General features: G+C 59.7%; 18 protein-coding genes. 13 read left to right on the top strand and 5 right to left on the bottom strand.

Annotated features, from left to right (window positions below; genetic code table 11):
* Positions 1-102 precede the first annotated feature (102 nt).
* Entirely contained in the window at positions 103-1674 is a 1572-nt protein-coding gene (locus KL786_RS24285) for a L,D-transpeptidase family protein (protein WP_215519232.1), read from the bottom strand.
* Positions 1675-1711: 37 nt separating this feature from the next.
* Between KL786_RS24285 and KL786_RS24280 the strand changes: the two genes are divergently transcribed.
* Genes KL786_RS24280 through KL786_RS24270 form a run of 3 tightly spaced genes read left to right on the top strand, consistent with a single transcriptional unit; the run spans position 1712 to position 3528 of the window.
* Positions 1712-2410: a murein L,D-transpeptidase catalytic domain family protein gene (locus KL786_RS24280; RefSeq protein WP_215519231.1), complete on the top strand. Its 699-nt coding sequence runs from the start codon at positions 1712-1714 to the stop codon at positions 2408-2410.
* 44 nt (positions 2411-2454) lie between these two features.
* Positions 2455-3204, top strand: coding sequence for a creatininase family protein (locus tag KL786_RS24275; protein WP_215519230.1), 750 nt, complete (start codon positions 2455-2457; stop codon positions 3202-3204).
* Between the two features lie 48 nt (positions 3205-3252).
* A complete protein-coding gene (locus KL786_RS24270) occupies positions 3253-3528 on the top strand; it encodes a hypothetical protein (RefSeq protein WP_215519229.1) in 276 nt (91 codons plus the stop codon).
* Here the strand turns inward: KL786_RS24270 and yfcF are convergent.
* A complete protein-coding gene (gene yfcF / locus KL786_RS24265) occupies positions 3503-4120 on the bottom strand; it encodes a glutathione transferase (protein ID WP_252193847.1) in 618 nt (205 codons plus the stop codon). The two genes, KL786_RS24270 and yfcF, sit on opposite strands and share 26 nt — an antisense overlap.
* Positions 4121-4347: 227 nt before the next feature.
* On the opposite strand from yfcF, the gene KL786_RS24260 reads away from it, so the two are divergent.
* Positions 4348-5682 carry a hypothetical protein gene (locus KL786_RS24260; protein ID WP_215519227.1) on the top strand — a complete coding sequence of 445 codons (1335 nt, stop codon included), beginning with the start codon at positions 4348-4350 and terminating at the stop codon, positions 5680-5682.
* Here KL786_RS24260 and KL786_RS24255 read toward each other — a convergent pair.
* Positions 5657-6202, bottom strand: coding sequence for a DUF924 family protein (locus KL786_RS24255; RefSeq protein ID WP_215519226.1), 546 nt, complete (start codon positions 6200-6202; stop codon positions 5657-5659). The genes KL786_RS24260 and KL786_RS24255 overlap by 26 nt on opposite strands.
* A gap of 136 nt (positions 6203-6338) precedes the next feature.
* Here KL786_RS24255 and KL786_RS24250 point away from each other — a divergent pair, with 136 nt between their 5' ends.
* Complete coding sequence (locus KL786_RS24250) at positions 6339-7496, top strand: acetyltransferase domain-containing protein (protein WP_215519225.1); 1158 nt, start codon at positions 6339-6341, stop codon at positions 7494-7496.
* A gap of 30 nt (positions 7497-7526) precedes the next feature.
* Here the strand turns inward: KL786_RS24250 and metE are convergent, their stop codons facing one another.
* Positions 7527-9815, bottom strand: coding sequence for a 5-methyltetrahydropteroyltriglutamate--homocysteine S-methyltransferase (metE, locus tag KL786_RS24245; RefSeq protein WP_215519224.1), 2289 nt, complete (start codon positions 9813-9815; stop codon positions 7527-7529).
* Positions 9816-9933: 118 nt separating this feature from the next.
* Positions 9934-10707 carry a M12 family metallopeptidase gene (locus KL786_RS24240; RefSeq protein ID WP_215519223.1) on the bottom strand — a complete coding sequence of 258 codons (774 nt, stop codon included), beginning with the start codon at positions 10705-10707 and terminating at the stop codon, positions 9934-9936.
* Positions 10708-11008: 301 nt separating this feature from the next.
* Here KL786_RS24240 and KL786_RS24235 point away from each other — a divergent pair, with 301 nt between their 5' ends.
* From KL786_RS24235 to KL786_RS24200, 8 genes are all read left to right on the top strand, one after another.
* A complete protein-coding gene (locus KL786_RS24235) occupies positions 11009-12106 on the top strand; it encodes a carboxynorspermidine decarboxylase (RefSeq protein ID WP_215519222.1) in 1098 nt (365 codons plus the stop codon).
* A gap of 28 nt (positions 12107-12134) precedes the next feature.
* Complete coding sequence (locus KL786_RS24230; protein ID WP_215519221.1) at positions 12135-13379, top strand: saccharopine dehydrogenase family protein; 1245 nt, start codon at positions 12135-12137, stop codon at positions 13377-13379.
* Positions 13380-13588: 209 nt separating this feature from the next.
* Positions 13589-14368, top strand: a complete 780-nt coding sequence (mddA, locus tag KL786_RS24225; RefSeq protein ID WP_215519220.1) for a methanethiol S-methyltransferase — start codon at positions 13589-13591, stop codon at positions 14366-14368.
* 301 nt (positions 14369-14669) lie between these two features.
* A complete protein-coding gene (locus KL786_RS24220) occupies positions 14670-15020 on the top strand; it encodes a DUF6124 family protein (RefSeq protein ID WP_215519219.1) in 351 nt (116 codons plus the stop codon).
* Between the two features lie 183 nt (positions 15021-15203).
* Entirely contained in the window at positions 15204-15563 is a 360-nt protein-coding gene (locus tag KL786_RS24215) for a hypothetical protein (protein ID WP_215519218.1), read from the top strand.
* Positions 15564-15807: 244 nt separating this feature from the next.
* Positions 15808-16314: a sigma-70 family RNA polymerase sigma factor gene (locus KL786_RS24210; RefSeq protein ID WP_032860969.1), complete on the top strand. Its 507-nt coding sequence runs from the start codon at positions 15808-15810 to the stop codon at positions 16312-16314.
* A complete protein-coding gene (locus KL786_RS24205) occupies positions 16311-17270 on the top strand; it encodes a FecR domain-containing protein (protein ID WP_215519217.1) in 960 nt (319 codons plus the stop codon). The genes KL786_RS24210 and KL786_RS24205 overlap by 4 nt, the downstream gene beginning before the upstream one ends.
* 101 nt (positions 17271-17371) lie before the next feature.
* Positions 17372-19816, top strand: a complete 2445-nt coding sequence (locus tag KL786_RS24200; protein WP_215519216.1) for a TonB-dependent siderophore receptor — start codon at positions 17372-17374, stop codon at positions 19814-19816.
* The last annotated feature ends 161 nt before the right edge of the window (positions 19817-19977 follow it).

Raw genomic sequence — 19977 nt, 5'->3', positions numbered from 1 at the left:
TCGGCAAGCATGGTTGGTTTCTTGAGCTTTTCAGAATTATCTGATGGTTATTCTTTCAAGGATGCCAACCGGGTCTCATATTGCGCAGTTTCACGGTAGCCCCTACAGGACAGCACCCAGGGCCTTCAACAGCACACCGTCGCGGCTATAAATATCCGGTGCGTACAGCAACGCGCCCTGGCTATCCACCTGCACCGTCCAATAGCCCAGCAACACCGGGACCGGCGTGGCCAGCCGGAACTCATGGGTCACCCCGGTCGCCAGCAATTCCTCGGTCCGCGCCTTTTCCGCCGGGTTTACCAGCAAGTCGCGCAGCACCATCGGTTGCTCCACCCGCACACACCCGGAACTGAACGCCCGCGGTCCCTTGCTGAACAACGGCTGGCTGGGCGTATCGTGCAGGTAGACGGAGAATGGGTTGGGAAAACGCAGGACGATCCTGCCCAACGGGTTGCGCGGGCCGGCGTCCTGGCGCAGGAGGATATTGCCGGGGTGCGACCAGTCCACCTGCTCGGGCGACAGGGCGCGGCCTTCGCTGTCGAGCACTTTAAGGTTCTGCTGGCGCAAGTACTCCGGGTTCAGGCGAATGGCCGGCAGCTTGTCCTCGCGCATGATGGTCGGCGGGATCGTCCAGGTGGGGTTGAGGGTCAACCGCGTGATACGCGATTTGAGCAGCGGTGTTTGCCGTTCGGCGCGGCCCACCTGCAAGCGGGTCTGCCACACGGGAACACCGCCCTGGTAGACGCTCAACTGGGCAGCTGCGACGTTGACCAGGATGCCATCGGGCTCCAGGTCCTGGGCCAGCCAGCGAAAACGTTCGAGGTTGACCCGCAGTTGCTCGCGACGCACCGCCGGGCTGACATTGAGCTCCGCCACCGTGCCCGGGCCGATCACCCCATCGGCTTGCAGCGAATGGCTGGCCTGGAAGCTCTTCACTGCCGTCACCAGGTCGTTGCCGTAGAGATGGGCCGGGCCTGTGGGCAGGCTCGCCAGGTAGCCGCCACTGAGCAGGCGCCGGGCCAGTGCGGGCACCCGGGGGTCTTCGCGGCCGGGGCGCAGCAACGGGCCGTCGGCAACCACACCCCACTGCGGCAAGGGTTGCAGGCGTTGCGCAGCGTAGGCCTTGCGCAGGCTGCGGTACAGTGCGGCACCTGGCCTGGCCTGGTCGAAGGCTGCCGGCATGTCCGCAAGCCCTGTATCAGCCAGGGCCAGCACAGCGAGGGCCGGGTCCTCGCTCGGCGGCTGGGAATGCCACAGCGGTTCGTAAAGGGACTGTTGCAGACGACCATAATGCAAGTCATGCAGGGCTTGCAGATAGTGCTGGGTGGTTTCGAAGTCGGTACACAACACATTGGCGCTGGCTGCCGCGTCAGGCAGTCGATAGTGCACCGGGTCCAGGCCGTCGTCGGCCAGCAAGAGCAACTGGCCCTGCAATGCCTCTCGGCGCCCTTCCTCTGACCAGAGGCCGACATTGCCTTGTTGCTGGTAAAAAGCCTGCAGCCGCAGTTCGGAAGTGGTATCCAATTGGGTAGCCAAACCGGGGCAAACACTCGACAACTGCGCAAGTGCCAGCTGTACTGGGTTTGACGGCTCGACCGGCACTTCATCGGCTGTTGCGACCAATGGTGCTACGAGCAAGCAAAGGCTCAAGTAACATGCGTGTTTTTTGAACAATGGCTTAGCTCCAATCCACGGCGGAGATGCTAGATAAATGCAGAATTTTTACTGCCGACTCGGCCTGATCGCCGCCACCCTGGCCGCGTTCTGCACGGGTGCCTTCGCAGAGAATGCCAAACCTCATACCTTGTATAGCAGCCTGGCGCGTTCGGCTCCAGAACTCAATCCCACAGTCCTCCAAAGCGCCCTCAACGCGATGCAATGCGCGGTCAATAACGGCCAGGAGCGTTCGCAACGCCTGGCAGTGATCGACTACTCACAACCTTCGACCGCCCGGCGCCTGTGGATATTCGATCTGCGCAAAAAAAAGCTGGTGCTGCGCGACCTGGTGGCCCACGGGCAAAAATCCGGGGAAAACTTCGCCACCCAATTCTCCAACAACGAAGGTAGCCACCAATCCAGCCTTGGCCTGTTCCGCACTCAGGAAAGCTATCAAGGCGCACACGGCTACTCGCTGCGCATGGACGGCCTGGAGCCGGGCTTCAATGACCTGGCCCGCGACCGCGCCATCGTGATCCATGCCGCCGACTACGTAAGCCCCCAGTGGAGCAAGCGTGAAGGCCGGATCGGCCGCAGCCAGGGCTGCCCCGCCGTGCGCCCGCAAGTGGCGCGCCAGGTGGTGGACAAGCTCAAGGATGGGCAGTTCATGTTTTCCTGGTACCCCGACCAACGCTGGCTGAAGTCCTCGGCCTACCTCAATTGCAAGCCGCGCCAGATCGCCAGCGCCGGTTGAGGTAGTATCTGGCAGGCCAAGCCTGACCAGAGAGAGGACCTGAAATGCTTTTGCACCAGTCAACGTGGATCGAGATTGGCCAATTTCTCGACCGCAGCCGCACCGTGGTGATCCCCATCGGCTCCAACGAACAACATGGCCCCACCGGCCTGTTGGGCACCGATTGGATGTGCCCGGAAATCATTGCCCATCACGCACAAAAAGACGCTGACATCCTGGTCGGCCCGACGTTCAATATCGGTATGGCCCAACATCACCTCGGGTTCCCCGGCACCATTTCCCTGCGCCCGTCGACGTTTATCGCCGCGATTGGCGACTGGACCCTCTCCCTGGCGGCCCATGGCTTTGAGAAAATCCTCTTTCTCAATGGCCATGGCGGCAACATCGCCACCATTGAAGCAGCCTTTTCCGAGTTGTACGCCGAGGCCAGCTTCGCCCGCCGCCCCGCCGGCTTCGCCTTGAAGCTGTGCAACTGGTGGGACCTGGAAGGTGTTGGCGAACTGGCGCGCGCGCAGTTCCCGACGGGGCACGGCACCCATGCCACGCCTTCCGAGATCGCGATTACCCAGTGGGCTTACCCGGATTCGATCAAGACGGCAGACTACTCGCCCCGGATCGCACCCGCCGACCCGATCCGCGAAGCCCAGGACTTCCGGGCCCGCCACCCGGATGGGCGCATGGGTTCCGACCCGGCGCTGGCAACACCTGCGAAAGGCGGTGAACTGGTGGCCCTGGCCGCCAAGGGGCTGGTGTCGGCGGTGGATGCATTCAGCCGTGAAGCCATGCCAAGCTGACTAGTTGCGGCACAGGCACACCATAAAATCTATAAGAAGGACCTATCCATGAAACCCCATCAGAAGACTTTTGATCGCATCCGCAACGCCGTCCTGCCGGAGTTTCGCGAGCGCGTCGCCGACTATTTGGTCGAGTACGAAAATATCCTGCTGGACCCAACTACCGATACGACCCAGGCCTGCGCCACCGCCCAACAGTTACGCGGTTATCTGCGCGGCTTGAACACGACCCGGGTACTCGGCATGCAAGACTGGGAAGACCTCGACCGCCGGGTCGCGCAGCAATGGCCGCTGGGCGCTACAACGCCGGACGTACCTGGTTGACCCAGGCCTGCACCGATGGCCGCTGCCACTGGCGCTGGGCATACGCCACCAACGGCGCGGGCACCGGATCACCGTTGAGGATCAACCGGTTGAGCATCAAGGCCAGGTCCACATCGACAATCGACCATTGGCCAAACAGAGAGTCATCACCTGCAGCCAGCCAATGCTGCGCCGCTGCAATCAGTTTGTCGGCAGCGGCTTGGGCCGAAGTTGATAACGGGCCGTATTTGACCCCGTAAAACACCACCAGCGTGGAGCGTTCCTGGCGGATCGGCAGCAGGTCGCTGCGCAACCACGCCTGAATCTGCCGCGCCCGTGCGCGCTGGCGTGGCTCCCGGGGGTACACCGGCACCTGCGGGAACACATCCTCCAGGTACTCGGTAATCGCCGAAGACTCGGACAAGGCAAACCCATCCTGCGCAAGCGTCGGTACCCGCTGGGTCACGGACAGCCCGGCAAAGGCCGGCGCCTGCTGTTCCAGCGCGTCCAGGTCCAGGGTGTGTACCTCGAATGGCAAGCCTTTTTCACGCAGGGTCACAAAGACCGACAGCGCATACGGGCTGGTGAACGGTGCATCCACATACAAGCGCATCGGCAGGTTACTCACAGCGGCATCTCCTTGGGTGAGCAGCCACGCTACGAGATGGGCGGCGATAAATACAATGCCGCTTTTCTATGGGGGCATTCCTGGGAGGAATAGTAGTTAAAAGTTCAGGGACGCCCAATGAATACGGGACTTTACGGCAATGGCATTTTAATGGCAAAGCCACCAACCTTGACTATCCTTCGCCGAGGCGACCGCCAGTCAAGGAGAACCCCATGCGCACTTTGCAACCTGCTTACCTACTGGCTACCGCAACCCTGCTGACACTCGGCGGCTGCGCAATAAGCAACCAGGGGGCTATCGACTATCGATACCACCGTCCCGGCACCAACGACGGCACCTTGACGACCAAGAACATCTACGCCAAGGATGCGACCCACATTTTCAAGGCCGGCGACCCTATCACCGTCGCGCTCAAGACGGTGTTCATCAAGGACCTCACGGAGATCGCAACTCCGTTGCGCCTTGTTCGCGCAGACCCGGCCACCGGGGATGTAGCCATCGTCGCCAGCATCTGCGAAAGCCCTTGCGACCGTAAGCACGGCCCGGAAGGCATCCGCAGTTCGAAGGTCATCTTCTACTCCAACGACGTGCGGGAGAATCAATTCCTGAACCTCGCCAACCTCAGCAACGTCTACGGCCCTATGACCTACAGCGGCAACCCATTCAAGCTGGATATCTACATCATCGAACTGGACGAAAGCGGCGCCCAAGTGCGACAAATGCTCGGCAGCCTGGCCAGCCTGGGCAAAACCTTTTATCCGCCGGCGCACCCGGCGGCGGGTGTGCTGTCTGCCCTGGCCGACACGTTTATCAAGGACGAGCAGGACGACAATGCGTTCACCTACTCCTTTGATCTGATCGGCATGAAAAAACGCGTGAACTCAAAAAACCCGAAGACCGGCTACCTGGAAAGCGGCGACTACGTGCTGATCCGTACCGAGGACCGCAAAACCTCGCCACCGTGGAAGGACTTGACCTTCAATACCTCAACCGGACGTCTGGAAATCGTTAAGTGCCCAGCCGAGAAGATCGGCACTGGCGCCTGTGAGTATCGAGACAACTCCTATGTGGTGCTTGAGGTGCGCAAGGCTGAAGACGCGGTGGTCAATGACTCCCAGCAACTGGTGTTTTCCGCACTCAAGGGCCAACTGGATGGCGAAGCCGGCAGCCGGCAGATCACCCCCGAGAGGATCGGTATCATCAAGGCCAGCCTGGAAAGCGCCGAAAACCGCAACGACACCAAAAACTACCTGGCAGACATCCAGGAAAGTGATGCAGGCACCCCACGGCGAAGAGCCGCAGCGCTGAACTTTGTCTCCACCTGGTTTGATCCCGCGATCACCGTGACCGCGCAAGACAAAGTCACGGTGATCCAACAGGCCAACGAACTGTTCGGCGGTTGCTTGAGACTGACCTCAGCCCAAGTCATCAAATATCAGGATGAAATAGCGAAACGCAAACTGAGCAACAAAGCCGAGTTCCTGGATGCCCTTGAACTCTGTCGGCAATCCAAGGTGGAACCTAGCCCGAGAACCCCCCGCCCATGAGAAACGCTTGCTCCTCATCGTTCGTCACCCGGCCCAGCGCCGCATTGCGATGGGGAAAACGGCCGAAGCGCTCGATGATCTCGGCATGTTCCCTGGCCCAGTGATACGTGTTGGCATCCAGTTGCTGGTTCAACGCCAGGGAGCGTTGCTGGTCCTCGGGACTTTCGGAATGCTCAAAAGGCAAATAGCAAAACGCCCGTAATGCCGGGTCGATCCGTTGGTCCATCCCCGCGTCGACCATACGCCCGGCGTAAGCCCTGGCGAGGGGGTCGGTGGCAAACATATGGGCGGTGCCCCGGAAGGCATTGCGCGGGTACTGATCAAGCAGAATCAATAGCGCCAGCGCACCTTCGGGCTCGCTCATCCAGTGCTCCAGCTCGCCCCTGGCCGCCTGGAAGTGCGCCTCGTGGAAGCGTGCGCCAAACTCGGCGTCAAACTGTTCATCTTTCTTGAACCAGCGCGATGGGCCCGCCGTCGTCCAGAATTGCACGACAGCCTTGATATCAATCGCAACGCTCATAAGTGACTCCAGGGTCGTCAAGGTCTGTGCCCTACCCTAGCATCTGCCTGGCCTGATTCCGACTCGGAAATCCACGGCTGTCGGCCAATGTTATAAGATAACCACCACTCCCCTTTCCCTCTGGCGACCTTGCACCATGACTGACGCTGTTCCCGCTGCCCGTTCACGCCTGCTGTCCATCGACGCCTTGCGCGGCATGGTGATCCTGTTCATGTTGCTCGATCACGTGCGCGAGACGTTCCTGCTGCACCGGCAAGTCAGCGATCCGATGAACATCGACACGACGGAGCCGGCGCTGTTTATCAGCCGCACCCTGGCCCACTTGTGTGCGCCGGTGTTTGTGTTGCTGACTGGCTTGTCGGCGTATTTATACGGCGAAAAATACCAGGGCCGTGGCGACGTTTCGGCGTTTCTGTTCAAACGCGGGCTGTTTCTGGTGGTGCTGGAATTTACCCTGGTGAACTTCGCCTGGACCCTGCAACTGCCGCCCAGCGTCATCTATATGCAGGTGATCTGGGCCATCGGCGTAAGCATGATCGCCCTCGCCGTGCTGGTGTGGTTGCCCCGCCCACTGCTGATCGGCCTGGCGCTGGTGATCATTGGCGGGCATAACCTGCTCGATGGCGTGCATTTCGCAGCGGGTTCGGCCTGGCATATTCCCTGGACGATCCTGCATGAGCGCAGTTGGATCGAGGTGGGCGACAGCCTGCGCCTGCGCACGACCTACCCGGTATTGCCGTGGATCGGGGTGATTGCCCTGGGTTATGGCATCGGCCCGTGGTTTGCCGGGGCGATGCCGGCAGCGCTGCGTCAGCGCTACCTGTGGCTGGCAGGTATCAGCGCACTGCTTGGCTTTGTAGTGCTGCGCGCGATCAATGGTTACGGCGAGGCGCCGTGGCAGGTGTATGACAGCCCTGTGCAGACGCTGATGAGCTTCTTCAACATCACCAAATACCCACCTTCGCTGCTGTTCCTCGCGCTGACATTGGGTGTGGGGCTATTGCTGTTGCTGGCCTTCGAACGCGCCGGGCAGCGACGCTGGATCGGCACCCTCGCGGTGTTCGGCGCGGCGCCGATGTTCTTCTACTTGCTGCACTTGTATGTGCTGAAAGTGTTGTACGTGATGGGCGTGGCGCTGTTTGGCCTGAACCAGGGGACGCACTTTGGCTTCGACAACGTCGGGCCGGTGTGGCTGGTGGCGTTGCTGTTGCCACTGGCGCTGTACCTGCCAGTGCGCTGGTTTGCCGGGCTGAAGGCCCGGCGACGGGATATTGCCTGGCTCAAATACCTCTGACCGGTCCCACACCAACTTCGGTGTTTGCCGTTACGCCAATTCAGTACGCAACTGCCGCGCAGCCGCAACCATATGGATCAACGCCGCCTCGGTCTCCGGCCAGCCGCGAGTCTTCAGGCCGCAGTCGGGGTTGACCCACAGCCGTTCGGCAGGAATGCGCCGGGCAGCCTTGCGCAACAGGTTGGCCATTTCCGAGGCATCCGGCACCCGTGGCGAGTGGATGTCGTAGACGCCCGGGCCGATGTCATTCGGGTAAGCGAAGGCTTCGAACGCGTCCAACAACTCCATATCCGAACGTGAGGTCTCGATGGTAATCACGTCGGCATCCATCGCCGCGATGGACTCGATCACATCGTTGAATTCGCTGTAGCACATATGGGTGTGGATCTGGGTTTCGTCACGCACACCCGAAGCGCACAGGCGAAATACTTCGGTGGCCCAGTCCAGGTAGTGTTGCCACTGGGCCCGGCGCAGGGGCAAGCCTTCACGGAACGCTGCTTCATCAATCTGTACGATCTTGATGCCAGCCGCTTCCAGGTCCACCACTTCATCGCGAATCGCCAACGCCAGTTGCCGGGCCTGCACTTCGCGGCTCACATCTTCACGGGGGAATGACCACATCAGCATGGTCACCGGGCCGGTCAGCATGCCTTTCATCACCTTGTCGGTCAGGCCTTGTGCGTAGCGGATCCACTCCACGGTCATGGCTTTCGGGCGGCTCAGGTCGCCGAAGATCACCGCCGGTTTCACACAGCGCGAACCGTAGCTCTGCACCCAGCCAAAGCGGGTGAACACATAGCCGTCCAGTTGTTCGGCAAAATACTCAACCATGTCGTTACGTTCAGCTTCGCCGTGCACCAGCACGTCCAGGCCGAGGTTTTCCTGCACTTCAACGGCGTGTTTGATCTCGCTGTGCATCGCCTCGACATATTCGGCTTCGCTCAACTTGCCAGCCTTGAACGACTGGCGTGCCAGGCGAATCGACGCGGTCTGCGGGAACGAGCCAATGGTGGTGGTCGGGAACAGCGGCAGGTCGAGGCCGACGCGCTGCTTGGCGATACGCTGGGCAAACAGCGACTGGCGCTGGCTGTCCTTGGTGGTGATGGCGGCAACGCGCGCTTGTACAGCCGGCTTGTGGATACGCGGCGAGGCAGCACGGGCGGCCTGCACGGCACGGCTTTGGGCCAAGGCCGCCAGCACCTTCGCGGCTTCTGGCTGGTTGATGGCCTGGGTCAGCACGGCCACTTCTTCGCACTTCTGCACGGCGAAGGCCAGCCAGCTTTTCAGCTCGGCATCCAGCTTGTCTTCACGCCCCAGGTCCACCGGGCTATGCAGCAACGAGCAGGACGGCGCAACCCACAAGCGATCACCCAGGCGTTCATGTGCATGCTGCAACGTGGCCAGGGCATTTTCCAGGTCGCAACGCCACACGTTACGCCCGTTGACCACGCCCAGGGACAGCACTTTATAGGCCGGCAGGCGATCGAGAATCGTCGGGTACTGTTCAGGTGCACGCACCAGGTCAATGTGCAGGCCATCGACCGGCAAGTTGGCCGCCAGGCCGAGGTTCTCCTCCAGGCCGCCAAAGTAAGTGGCGACCAGTTTTTTCAACGGATCACGCTGGATCAGGTTGTAGGCGCGCTCAAACGCATTTTTCCAATCTTGAGGCAGGTCGAGCACCAGGATCGGCTCATCGATCTGTACCCACTCCACGCCCAGGTCCGCCAGGCGCTGGAAGATCTGGCCGTACAGCGGCAGCAGGCGGTCGAGCAGTTCGAGCTTGTCGAAGTCGCCGCCCTTGGTCTTGCCCAGCCACAGGTAAGTCAGCGGCCCGATCACCACCGGCTTGACGGTGTGCCCCAGGTCGCGGGCCTCTTTGACTTCTTCGAACAACTGGTCCCAGCCCAGATGGAACTGCTGGTCGACGCTGAATTCAGGTACCAGGTAGTGGTAGTTGGTGTCGAACCACTTGGTCATTTCCTGGGCGTGGGCACCGCCGCAGCAGCTGTCGCTGACGCCACGGGCCATGCCGAACAAGGTTTGCAACGTGGCTTTGCCATCAGCCGGGCGGAAACGCTCGGGGATCACGCCGAACATCAGCGAGTGGGTCAGTACCTGGTCGTACCAGGCAAAATCCCCAGCGGGCAGCAGCTCGATACCGGCCTGTTTCTGCAAGTCCCAGTGGGTCTTGCGCAGCTCACGGCCTACGGCGCGCAGGCCGGCTTCGTCCAGCTCGCCCTTCCAAAACGCTTCCTGCGCTTTTTTCAGTTCACGATCGCGTCCAATGCGCGGAAATCCAAGGGAATGAGCGACTGCCATGACAAAAAACTCCAATGTGTTGGTATGGGAGCTATTGTCGGCAGCAGAGCATAGTGAGACAAACTCATTTTACTGTTGATGATCGCGAAATTCATTCATGATTGGCGCGCAAGGCTTTTCAAGCAGGCTTGTGAGCCTGACGGAAATCCCACCAACTGGGGGTGGCCGGTTTTTTCCTGACCACGGGCGGGTAGAGCGAGCGAATAAAGTTGATGTCACCCTCTGATAGCTCGTTGTTATCCGCGATGGCGTTTCCATCATTGAGCCAGGATGAAGCAAAACCATAATGCATGATGGATTGGCGATCATAATCAGAGGTAACTACATCGTTAACCAATGGCTCAAAGTTCGACTTCACTTCTTTCGCGCCACCTTTATCAAGGTAGGCTTTATTAACTTCCAACCAATCAATATCTAAATCATTGTTCTCGTGCTGATGTTCATGCTGCAACCCCAGAGCATGGCCAAATTCATGCTGGATGGTACCGGCGTTAAAAGCATTGAGACCATCCTTGAAACCGATGACCATTGTAGGTTCTTCGGCTGGTGCATCGAGCGTGTGGGTACCCAGGTACGAATGACCACCTGAAATGTCATTGTTTGCAGCAATCCTGATATCCCCATCGGCATCGTCTGTGAACTCAAATGTCAGATTGACGTGAGGCGCCCATTTATTAATGTTGGCTTTTGTGAACGTTTCTTGCTCGTTGGTCATACCCATCAGGGAAATTGTTATGACCGAATATTGTGGCCACAACGCCGAAGTTGATGCTACCCCGCGCTTTTGCCTGGACAGTGCAGAGGCCTCCCGGTTGTGCGTTTGCTCGGCGCTATCGTTGGGTGAATAGCTCAGTGGGTAGGCACTTGAGTAAGCGTTCAGGTTAACTGTCACAGTAGTATCCCCAGCAATGATGTATTCCCCAGTACGTCGTACTTCAGCGCCATAGGTTCCACAGGTGCTATGACAGCAGTTTACGAGCGCGCACAACACCCAGGATCAGCACCAGAAGCTGACTCACCGCCGCCAGCAATTGCGCCACCATCGCCGCAAAGTCGGCGCCTACAAAAGGGTAACGGCGATGGCGTATGAATGGCCCCAACCTGCAAATTCCGCTGACTAACCTTTCGATCCTGACGAAGTGCGGGCACAATGCCTGTCCTTTTTTGGCAGGCTCCGCCACAGGCTCTGAAAAATGATCAAAACGCCGTATTACCTCATCGACAAACAGAAGCTTCTGGTCAACATGCAGAAGATCGCCTACGTGCGCGAGCAGTCCGGCGCCAAGGCGTTGCTGGCACTCAAGTGCTTTGGCACCTGGTCGGTGTTTGACCTGATGCAGCAGTACATGGACGGCACCACGTCCTCGTCGCTGTACGAGCTCAAGCTCGGTCGCCAGAAGTTCGCCGGCGAGACCCATGCCTACAGCGTGGCCTGGGCCGACGACGAAATCGACGAAATGCTCGATAACTGCGACAAGATCATCTTCAACTCCATCGGTCAGTTGCAGCGCTTTGCCCAGAAATCCGAAGGCAAGACCCGCGGCCTGCGCGTCAACCCGCAAGTGAGCAGCTCCGACTACCTGCTGGCCGACCCGGCGCGCCCGTTCAGCCGCCTGGGCGAGTGGGACCCGGTGAAGATCGAAGGCGTGATCGACCAGATCACAGGCTTCATGTTCCACAACAACTGTGAGAACGGTGATTTCGAGCTGTTCGACAAGATGCTGTGCACCATCGAAGAACGCTTCGGCCACCTGCTGCATAAAGTGCAGTGGGTCAGCCTGGGCGGCGGTATCCACTTCACCGGCGAAGGCTATGCCATCGACGCATTCTGCGCACGGCTCAAGGCATTCGCGCAGACCTACGGCGTACAGGTTTACCTGGAGCCTGGGGAAGCGGCGATCACCAACAGTGCTTCCCTGGAAGTCACCGTGCTCGACACCCTCTACAACGGCAAGAACCTCGCCGTGGTAGACAGCTCCATCGAAGCCCACCTGCTGGACCTGCTGATCTATCGCCTCAACGCCAAACTGGCGCCGAGCGATGGCGAACACACCTACATGGTGTGCGGCAAATCCTGCCTGGCCGGGGACATCTTCGGTGAATACCAATTCGATCGTCCGCTGGCCATCGGCGATCGGCTGTCGTTCATCGACACCGCAGGCTACACCATGGTCAAGAAAAACTGGTTCAACGGCCTGAAAATGCCGTCCATCGTAGTGAAACAACTCGACGGTACAGTCGAAGTGGTTCGTGAATTTGGCTTCGAAGATTACCTGTCCAGCCTGTCCTGAGCTGGCAGATAAAGGAGAGATAAAGCAATTGAAAAAGAACGTTCTTATCATTGGTGCAGGAGGTGTCGCCAAGGTGGTGGCCCACAAGTGCGCGCAGCACAACGACGAACTCGGTCGGATTGCTATCGCGTCGCGCAACATCTCCAAATGCCAGGCCATCATCGCAAGCGTCAAGGCCAAGGGTAGCCTCAAGGTACCCGCCCAGATCCAGGCCTTCGCGCTGAACGCCCTGGACGTGGAAGCGACCAAGGCACTGATCCGCGAAACCGAATCGCAGATCGTCATCAACGTCGGCTCCGCCTTCCTCAACATGTCGGTACTGCGTGCCTGCATCGATACCGGCGTGGCTTACCTGGACACCGCCATCCACGAAGAGCCGGGCAAGGTCTGCGAGACTCCGCCGTGGTACGGCAACTACGAGTGGAACCACCTGGAGGAATGCAAGCAGAAGAACATCACTGCGATCCTCGGTGTGGGTTTTGACCCAGGTGTGGTCAACGCCTATGCGGCGCTGGCACAACAACAGCATTTTGACCGCATTGATTCAATCGACATTCTCGACGTCAATGCCGGCAGCCACGGCAAATATTTCGCCACCAATTTCGACCCGGAAATCAACTTCCGCGAGTTCACCGGACAGGTGTGGAGCTGGCAGGACAGCCAGTGGACCAGCAACACCATGTTCGAAGTCAAACGTACCGACGACCTGCCGGTGGTCGGTTCGCAGAACCTGTACCTGACCGGTCACGATGAAGTGCACTCGTTGTCGAAAAACCTCGACGTGCCCAACGTGCGCTTCTGGATGAGCTTCGGCGAGCACTACATCAATGTGTTCACCGTGCTGAAAAACCTCGGCCTGCTCTCCGAGAAGCCGGTCACCACCGCCGAAGGCCTGGAAGTGGTGCCATTGAAACTGGTCAAGGCCGTGCTGCCTGACCCGTCTTCGCTGGCACCGGGCTACACCGGCAAGACCTGCATCGGCGACCTGGTCAAGGGCACCAAGGATGGCCAGCCGCGCGAGCTGTTCATCTATAACGTGGCCTGCCATGAAGAAGCCTATGCCGAGACCGACAGCCAGGGCATCTCCTACACCGCCGGCGTGCCACCTGTAGCCGCAGCGCTGCTGGTTGCCCGTGGCGAGTGGGACGTGCAACGCATGGCCAACGTCGAAGAACTGCCAGCCGAGCCGTTCCTCAAGGCGCTGGACGTGATGGGCCTGCCGACCCGTATCAAGGACGAGAAAGGCGACCGCGCCTGGGATGCTATCGCCTGATAGCGTCTTGTTCCCAAGATCACTCCCACGTCCTGTGGGAGTGATCAAAAACCCTGTAGGGGTTGTCGATCCCCAGCTTTTCTATGCTTTTCTTTGACCAGATACCGTTCTGTACCTAGCCTTGTCCGTTTAAGCGAGAAAGGAAGTCCGCACACGCTCTCCCACGTGGCCGCCGGTCACGGATACACCATGTACGAAAGGAGTCGTCCATGAACATCGATACAACCGCAAGCGGCCTGACAGTGCGCCTGGCTGGATTGATCTACAGCGCCTGCTGTTATTTGATCTTTCTCCTCACCTTCCTCTACCTGATTGGCTTTATTGGCCGCGTGGTCGTGCCCAAAAACATAGATGATGGCATTGTCATCAACGGCTGGTGGGCCGCGTTGATCAACCTGTCGCTGCTGCTCCTGTTTGCGCTGCAGCACACGGTGATGGCGCGTCAAGGTTTCAAGTCCTGGCTTACCCGCTACATTCCCACAGCCGTTGAGCGCTCGACCTACGTGCTGCTCAGCAGCCTGGTGTTGATGCTGATGTTCTGGCTCTGGCAACCGATGCCTGCGCCGGTATGGACAGTGGAAACCAGCCTGCTGCGAGTGATAGTGAGCGCAATATTCTGGCTGGGCTGGGTGCTGGTCCTGGTGGCCACGCTACTGATCAGCCATTTCGAGCTGTTTGGCCTCAAGCAGGCCATCGACCGCTACCGAAACGCTGCCCCCCGCGCCCATGCCTTTAAAACGCCAGGGCCCTACAAGCTGGTGCGCCATCCGTTGTACCTGGGGTTTTTGATTGTGTTCTGGGCGACACCGGACATGAGCGCCGGCCGGCTGTTCTTTGCGCTGGGGATGTCGGCCTACCTGTTTATTGGCGCTCACTTTGAGGAACGGGACCTGGTTGCGCTTTTTGGCGAACAGTACCGGTGTTATCAGAAGAGGGTCGGCATGGTGCTACCGAAGTTTGGTCCTGGCATTGGTGGCAAAAAACGCTGAAGGGTCAGACGTTTCCCACACCTGTTTCAGGTTGTCCCTCGGACGGGCGCTGACTAACCTTCCCGACGCCGCTGCCAAATCAGCGGCCGGATTTGACCGTCCGCGTGAACCAGTGCGCCAAAGCGCCCAAGACCTATTTCAGGCGTTTTTTTTATGCTTGAGGTATCGTGTCGCGGCAGTTGTGCGCGGGATACCTTCGGGTATGCCGGATCACTGGTTCCGGTCGGTCAACCCGCGTACAGCTGCCACCCTATTCGTTTGACCGCGAACAGTGGCAGCTCCACCTACCAGGAGCTTCACCATGATCAAACACAGCCCCAACCCCCCGCCTCTTCAAGACTACGACTCAAGCCAGCTTCAAGCTGCAGCCTACCGCGCGATCAATCACTACCTGAACCCGCAAACCCAGACGCACAAACCCAGCGCACCGCCAACCGATGGGCTATTTGTCGTGCGCACGGACCTGGAGACCGAAACCCTGTTGATCAATGCCTCACAGGATCTGGCGTCAATTGGCGTCATGGCCAGTCACCTGGCATTCGATATCGACGGTTCACAACGCAACGTCGCCCTGGGTATCTGCCGGATGGTTGAAGGCGTGCAGTTGCTTGTCGATGAGGCATTGACTACGTCCTGCCGGGTAACGACCTGAAGCACCGAGCATCACGACACGGTGCGCAGGGGATGCGCACTGTGTTGCCCTCAATTGTTATCTATCGCTAAACAATCTAAAAAACTGTCAGAGCTAACAGGTTCCTCTGCGTGACTACTTCCCTAACCTTTCGGGTGTGTGAGTCAGCGACCAACTTGTATATTCCCAACAGGAGTTCTCACCATGACAGGCTTAGTACTGCAAATGTATCTATCCAAGCCACTTGCTCAAAGAGGGGTTATCACACTTCTTCAGGGGGCATGGAGAGTCATCTACTCTGATGTATCAATCCCTGTACTTGGAGCTTATTTGAACGAAAATGGAGTTCGAGGAAAGCTTGTTGGTTCAGGGGTAATCAATAGGAATCACGAATTCGCATTTCCCATAGGCCCATTAGACCCAGGTACCTATGTTGTCGATCTGTATAAATTTGACCGCGAAGGCCGTCCCGATACTGAAAACACATTATCGACTGATGTGGTTGTACATGCCCCCGACCTCCCCGATGGAGAAATCACGATTCCCCCCGTTCAACAGCCCTGAGCATTTACCCGTAGCAGCTGCCGAGCCCTGCGAAGCGGCGCTCGGCGGCGAAGCTGTCGCAAAAGCATGCGCGGTGGCATACCTGGTGCACCACGCCGAGCGCTTAGTACTCAAACGCAGCCTCATCAGGACTCGACAACTGCTACAGGATTTGTCTGTTCAGTGTGACCGGTTATTGCAGCACCCATTGCACAAACGGTAGTATTGAGAACGATTCACAATACCACCCTGAGAAAGTCGACCCGTGCAATCACCTCCAATCCGCAAGCTGGGCTTCTTTTTCAACGACCATCACCGGTGGCTGCTGCAACATATCCAGCATCGCGTGCGTAACCACGCCGACGCCGAAGATACCGCCGCCGATACCTTTTGCCAGATGCTCGCCGCCCGGGTCGACCCCGACAGCATTGAGCAGCCACGGGCCTATCTCTCGACTATCGCCCGCCGGCTGATCTTTGACCGTTACCGCCGCAGCCGCCTGGAAACCGCTTACCTGGAGCGCCTGGCCGCAGCGCCCGAAGCCTTGGCGCCCTCCCCCGAAGACCAGTTGCAACTGATCCAGGCCCTGGTGGCGATCGACCGTGCCCTCGATGGCTTGCCGCTGATCGTCAAGGCCACGTTCCTTTACAGCCAGCTCGACGGCATGAGCTACGTGGCGATTGCGCGCAAGCTGCAATTGTCCGAGCGCACCGTCAGCCGCTACATGAAGCAGGCCCTGCGCCAGTGCTACCTGGCCGAGATGGCCCCATGAGCAAAACCCGCCTGGACCCGGTCAGCGAACAGGCCATCGACTGGATGGTGCGCCTGCGCGCCGGTAAACCGGATGCGTTGCTACAGGAGCGTTTCAATGCCTGGCTGGGCATGGACCCCGCCCATGCCCAGGCCTGGACCCGTTTGCAGGAACGCCTGGGCGGATCGTGGAACACCTTGCGCAGCCTCGATAAACGCCTGCCCGGCGAAGCACGCCAGGTGTTATTGCAACCCCAGGGCTCACGCCGTGAAGTGCTGCGCGCCATCGCGGGCCTGGGGCTGCTCGGTGGCGGCCTGTGGCTGGCGGCACGCAGCCCGCTGGGTGACAACCTGCTGGCCGATCTGCACACCGGGCGCGGCCAGCGCCAGACGTTCACCCTGCTCGATGGCAGTGTGTTGAACCTCAATGCCGACAGCGCGGTGGACCTGCAATTCAATGAGCACCAGCGCCTGATCATCCTGCGCCAGGGTGAGCTGGTGATTCAGGTGGCAGCCGATCCGCAAAGGCCGTTGCGGGTGCGCACCGCCCAGGGCAGCATCCAGGCGTTGGGCACGCGGTTCCTGGTCACTCAGCAAGCAGATGCCACGCGCGTGGTGGTGCTGGAACACTCGGTGCTGGCAACACTGCCCAATGGCACCCAGCGCACCGTACAGCAAGGCCAGTCGGTATTGCTTTACGCCGAGCGGATCGAGCCGGTGGCGGGCGACCAACGCTACCGTGCCGACTGGCTCGACGGCCACCTCAGCGTACTGGACGACTCCCTCGAACAGGTGGTCAACGCCCTGCGCCCCTATAACCGGGGTTTTGTGCGGGTCGATCCACAGGTTCGCCAATTGCGCGTGCAAGGTGTATTCCCGCTCAACGCCCCCCATCGCGCCCTCGATGCACTGGCCGAAACCCTGCCGATCCGGGTCGATCACTACAGCCCATGGCTGACCCTGATTCGCCCCCGATAACCCGAACCAACGTTTTTTATGCAAATCACTCTTATTTGTGTCCGGTTTTCATTTCTCGGCCCACCTATCTCCTGACACGTCCACACCTTCAGGAGAATGCTGTGCTCAACCCTTGGCCCCATGCCCTTTCTGTCGCCGTTGCCCTGGCAACCCTGGCGAGCCCTGCCCTGGTGCAGGCCCAAAGCCTGTCTTTCAATCTGCCGGCCGGCCCGCTGGCCCAAACGCTGAACGCCATTGCCAGCCAGAGCGGGCGGATTGTGTCCCTGGACCCGGTGTTGGTGCAGGGTAAACAGGCCCAGGCAGTGATTGGCCAGATGCCGGCCGAACAGGCCATGGACCGTGCGCTGGCGGGCAGCGGCTTGCAGTTGCGGGTGACCGGGCAAGGTAATTTCAGCGTCGAGCCTGCCGCCGACAACGGCGCCGCGCTGCAACTGGGCGTGACGTCCATTGCCGCCCACAGCATCGACCCCACTATCACTGAAGATTCCGGCTCCTACGCCGCACGGGCCGTGACTATCGGCAAGGGCACCCACACCCTCAAGGAAATCCCCCAGTCGATCACGGTGATGACCCGCAAACAAATGGATGACCAGGGCCTGGTCGACCTCAAGGACGCCGTCAACCAGACCACTGGCCTGGTGGGTGTGCAAGGGGTGGGCAAAGGCATGATCATCACCTCCCGCGGCTTCCAGATCGACGACTGGCAATACGACGGCGTGCCGATCCCGCGCAATACCTATGCCCTGGGCAACTGGGCGACCCAGGACCTGATTTTCTTCGACCGCCTGGAAGTGCTGCGCGGCGCCTCCGGCCTGCTGCAGGGCACCGGCAGCCCGGGTGGCGCGATCAACCTGGTGCGCAAGCGCGGGCAAGCGGCACCCACCGTCGCCCTCACCGCCAAGGCCGGCAGTTGGGACCACTACGGCCTGCAACTGGACGCCGGCGGCCCGCTGAACCAGAGCGGCACGGTCCGTGGGCGGATGGTGGCGGATGAAGACCAGAGCGATTCATTCATCGACTACGAATGGAGCAAGACCCACTCGTTGTACGGCGCCCTGGACTTCGACCTGCAGGAAGACACCACCCTGGGCCTGGCCGTCAGCCGCACCAACGCCGAGTCGCGGCCCATGCTGCGCGGCCTGCCACGCTATGCCAGCGGCAAGTCGATCGACCTGTCACGTTCGACCTTCACCGGCTCACGCTGGAACCACTCGCAGATCGACGTCACCACCCTGTATGCCGACCTGGAGCACCGCTTCAACGACGACTGGAAGTTCAAGGTCGGCGCGGTGCGTATGAAAGAAGAAAACACCTCGACCCACCAGCGCGTGCAAACCAACAACGAAGGCATTGAAGCCGACGGCAGCGGCGTGTCATACGCCGACTGGTACACCGATTTCGACGGCACCAAGATCGGCCTGGACACCCACCTCACCGGGCGTTTCGAGGCGCTGTCCATGGCGCAGGAAATTACCCTGGGCGGCAACTACTCCAAGTACACCACCAACGACATCATTGCGCGGACGTTCAACGACAGCGCCGACAACATCTTCGACATCAATAACCATCGCCCCGAAGTCACCTACGAAAGCCTGATGAATACGCCCGGCGGCCGGGCGACGCCGAGCAAGTACGACATCCGCCAGAAAGGCCTGTATGGCAGCTGGCGCGTCAAGCCGATCGATCCGTTGACCCTGGTGCTCGGCGCCCGTGCCAGTTGGTATGACTACAGCTACAAGTACTCGACCGTCATGGCAATGACCCAGGCCACCACCGTCAACAAGCCCAGCACCACCAACGAAACCGGCGAAGTCACACCCTACGCCGGGATCGTCTACGACCTGAGCCGCGAGTGGGCGGTGTACGCCAGCTATACCGATGTGTTCGAGCCGCAGACCCAACGCGACCTCAGTGGCTCGGTGGTCAAGCCGGTGATTGGCAGCAACTACGAAATCGGCCTCAAGGGCGAATTGCTGGACGGGCGGGTCAATACGTCGCTGGCGTTGTTCCGCTACGACCAGGAAAACCGTGCGATCACCGATTATTCCCTGGGCGAAATCTGCGGCGGCACTTACTGCGCAACGGGTTCTGGCAAGGTCCGCAGCCAGGGCCTTGAAGCCGAGATCAGCGGTGAAGTGCTGAGCGGCCTGCAACTGTTTGCCGGCTATACCTACAACACCACCAAGTACCTTGAGGATCGCGACAACAAAGGCCGAGTGTTCAGCCAGTGGACGCCCAAGCATATGTTGCGGGTGTGGAGCGACTACCAGTTCAGCGGCGACTGGAGCAAGGTCAGCGCCGGATTGGGCTTCACCACCCAGAGCCATACCCTCGGGTATGAATACACCTATGACGTGGCCGGCTACACCGTCTGGAATGCCCGGCTGGCTTACCAGATGACCCCGGAAGTGGGGTTGGCAGTCAATGCCAACAACCTGTTCGACAAGACCTACTACGCATCCGGGTACAACCAGTTGAATGGCAACAACTTCTACGGTGACCCGCGCAATGTGATGTTCAGCGTCAAATACACCCCGCAGTTCTGACACGATCTCTAGCGCCTGTGCCGCCGCCATCGCAGCCTCGCTGAAGCTCGACAGCTCCCACAGGGATTGGTGGCAGGTCCGGGATTTTGGCCGCGACAAAAATCAAGTGGACTGCCCCCAAGAAGTTGGACACCAATCCAATTTCTTGGGGTGTTCACATG

Origin of the sequence: Pseudomonas sp. TAE6080 (assembly GCF_018732265.1) — a bacterium.
In the GTDB taxonomy this organism is placed as follows: domain Bacteria; phylum Pseudomonadota; class Gammaproteobacteria; order Pseudomonadales; family Pseudomonadaceae; genus Aquipseudomonas; species Aquipseudomonas brenneri.
The sequence above is the reverse complement of the archived record's forward strand: the minus strand, read 5'-3'. Positions and strand labels throughout refer to the sequence as shown.

What these genes read in the sequence shown, in the direction of transcription:
- KL786_RS24270 (WP_215519229.1), top strand. Translation starts at nt 3,253, where the DNA reads ATGAAACCCCATCAGAAGACTTTTGATCGCATCCGCAACGCCGTCCTG.
- KL786_RS24250 (WP_215519225.1), top strand. Translation starts at nt 6,339, where the DNA reads ATGACTGACGCTGTTCCCGCTGCCCGTTCACGCCTGCTGTCCATCGAC.
- yfcF (WP_252193847.1), bottom strand. Translation starts at nt 4,120, where the DNA reads ATGCGCTTGTATGTGGATGCACCGTTCACCAGCCCGTATGCGCTGTCG.
- KL786_RS24255 (WP_215519226.1), bottom strand. Translation starts at nt 6,202, where the DNA reads ATGAGCGTTGCGATTGATATCAAGGCTGTCGTGCAATTCTGGACGACG.
- KL786_RS24220 (WP_215519219.1), top strand. Translation starts at nt 14,670, where the DNA reads ATGATCAAACACAGCCCCAACCCCCCGCCTCTTCAAGACTACGACTCA.
- KL786_RS24280 (WP_215519231.1), top strand. Translation starts at nt 1,712, where the DNA reads ATGCAGAATTTTTACTGCCGACTCGGCCTGATCGCCGCCACCCTGGCC.
- metE (WP_215519224.1), bottom strand. Translation starts at nt 9,815, where the DNA reads ATGGCAGTCGCTCATTCCCTTGGATTTCCGCGCATTGGACGCGATCGT.
- KL786_RS24275 (WP_215519230.1), top strand. Translation starts at nt 2,455, where the DNA reads ATGCTTTTGCACCAGTCAACGTGGATCGAGATTGGCCAATTTCTCGAC.
- mddA (WP_215519220.1), top strand. Translation starts at nt 13,589, where the DNA reads ATGAACATCGATACAACCGCAAGCGGCCTGACAGTGCGCCTGGCTGGA.
- KL786_RS24260 (WP_215519227.1), top strand. Translation starts at nt 4,348, where the DNA reads ATGCGCACTTTGCAACCTGCTTACCTACTGGCTACCGCAACCCTGCTG.
- KL786_RS24205 (WP_215519217.1), top strand. Translation starts at nt 16,311, where the DNA reads ATGAGCAAAACCCGCCTGGACCCGGTCAGCGAACAGGCCATCGACTGG.
- KL786_RS24215 (WP_215519218.1), top strand. Translation starts at nt 15,204, where the DNA reads ATGACAGGCTTAGTACTGCAAATGTATCTATCCAAGCCACTTGCTCAA.
- KL786_RS24235 (WP_215519222.1), top strand. Translation starts at nt 11,009, where the DNA reads ATGATCAAAACGCCGTATTACCTCATCGACAAACAGAAGCTTCTGGTC.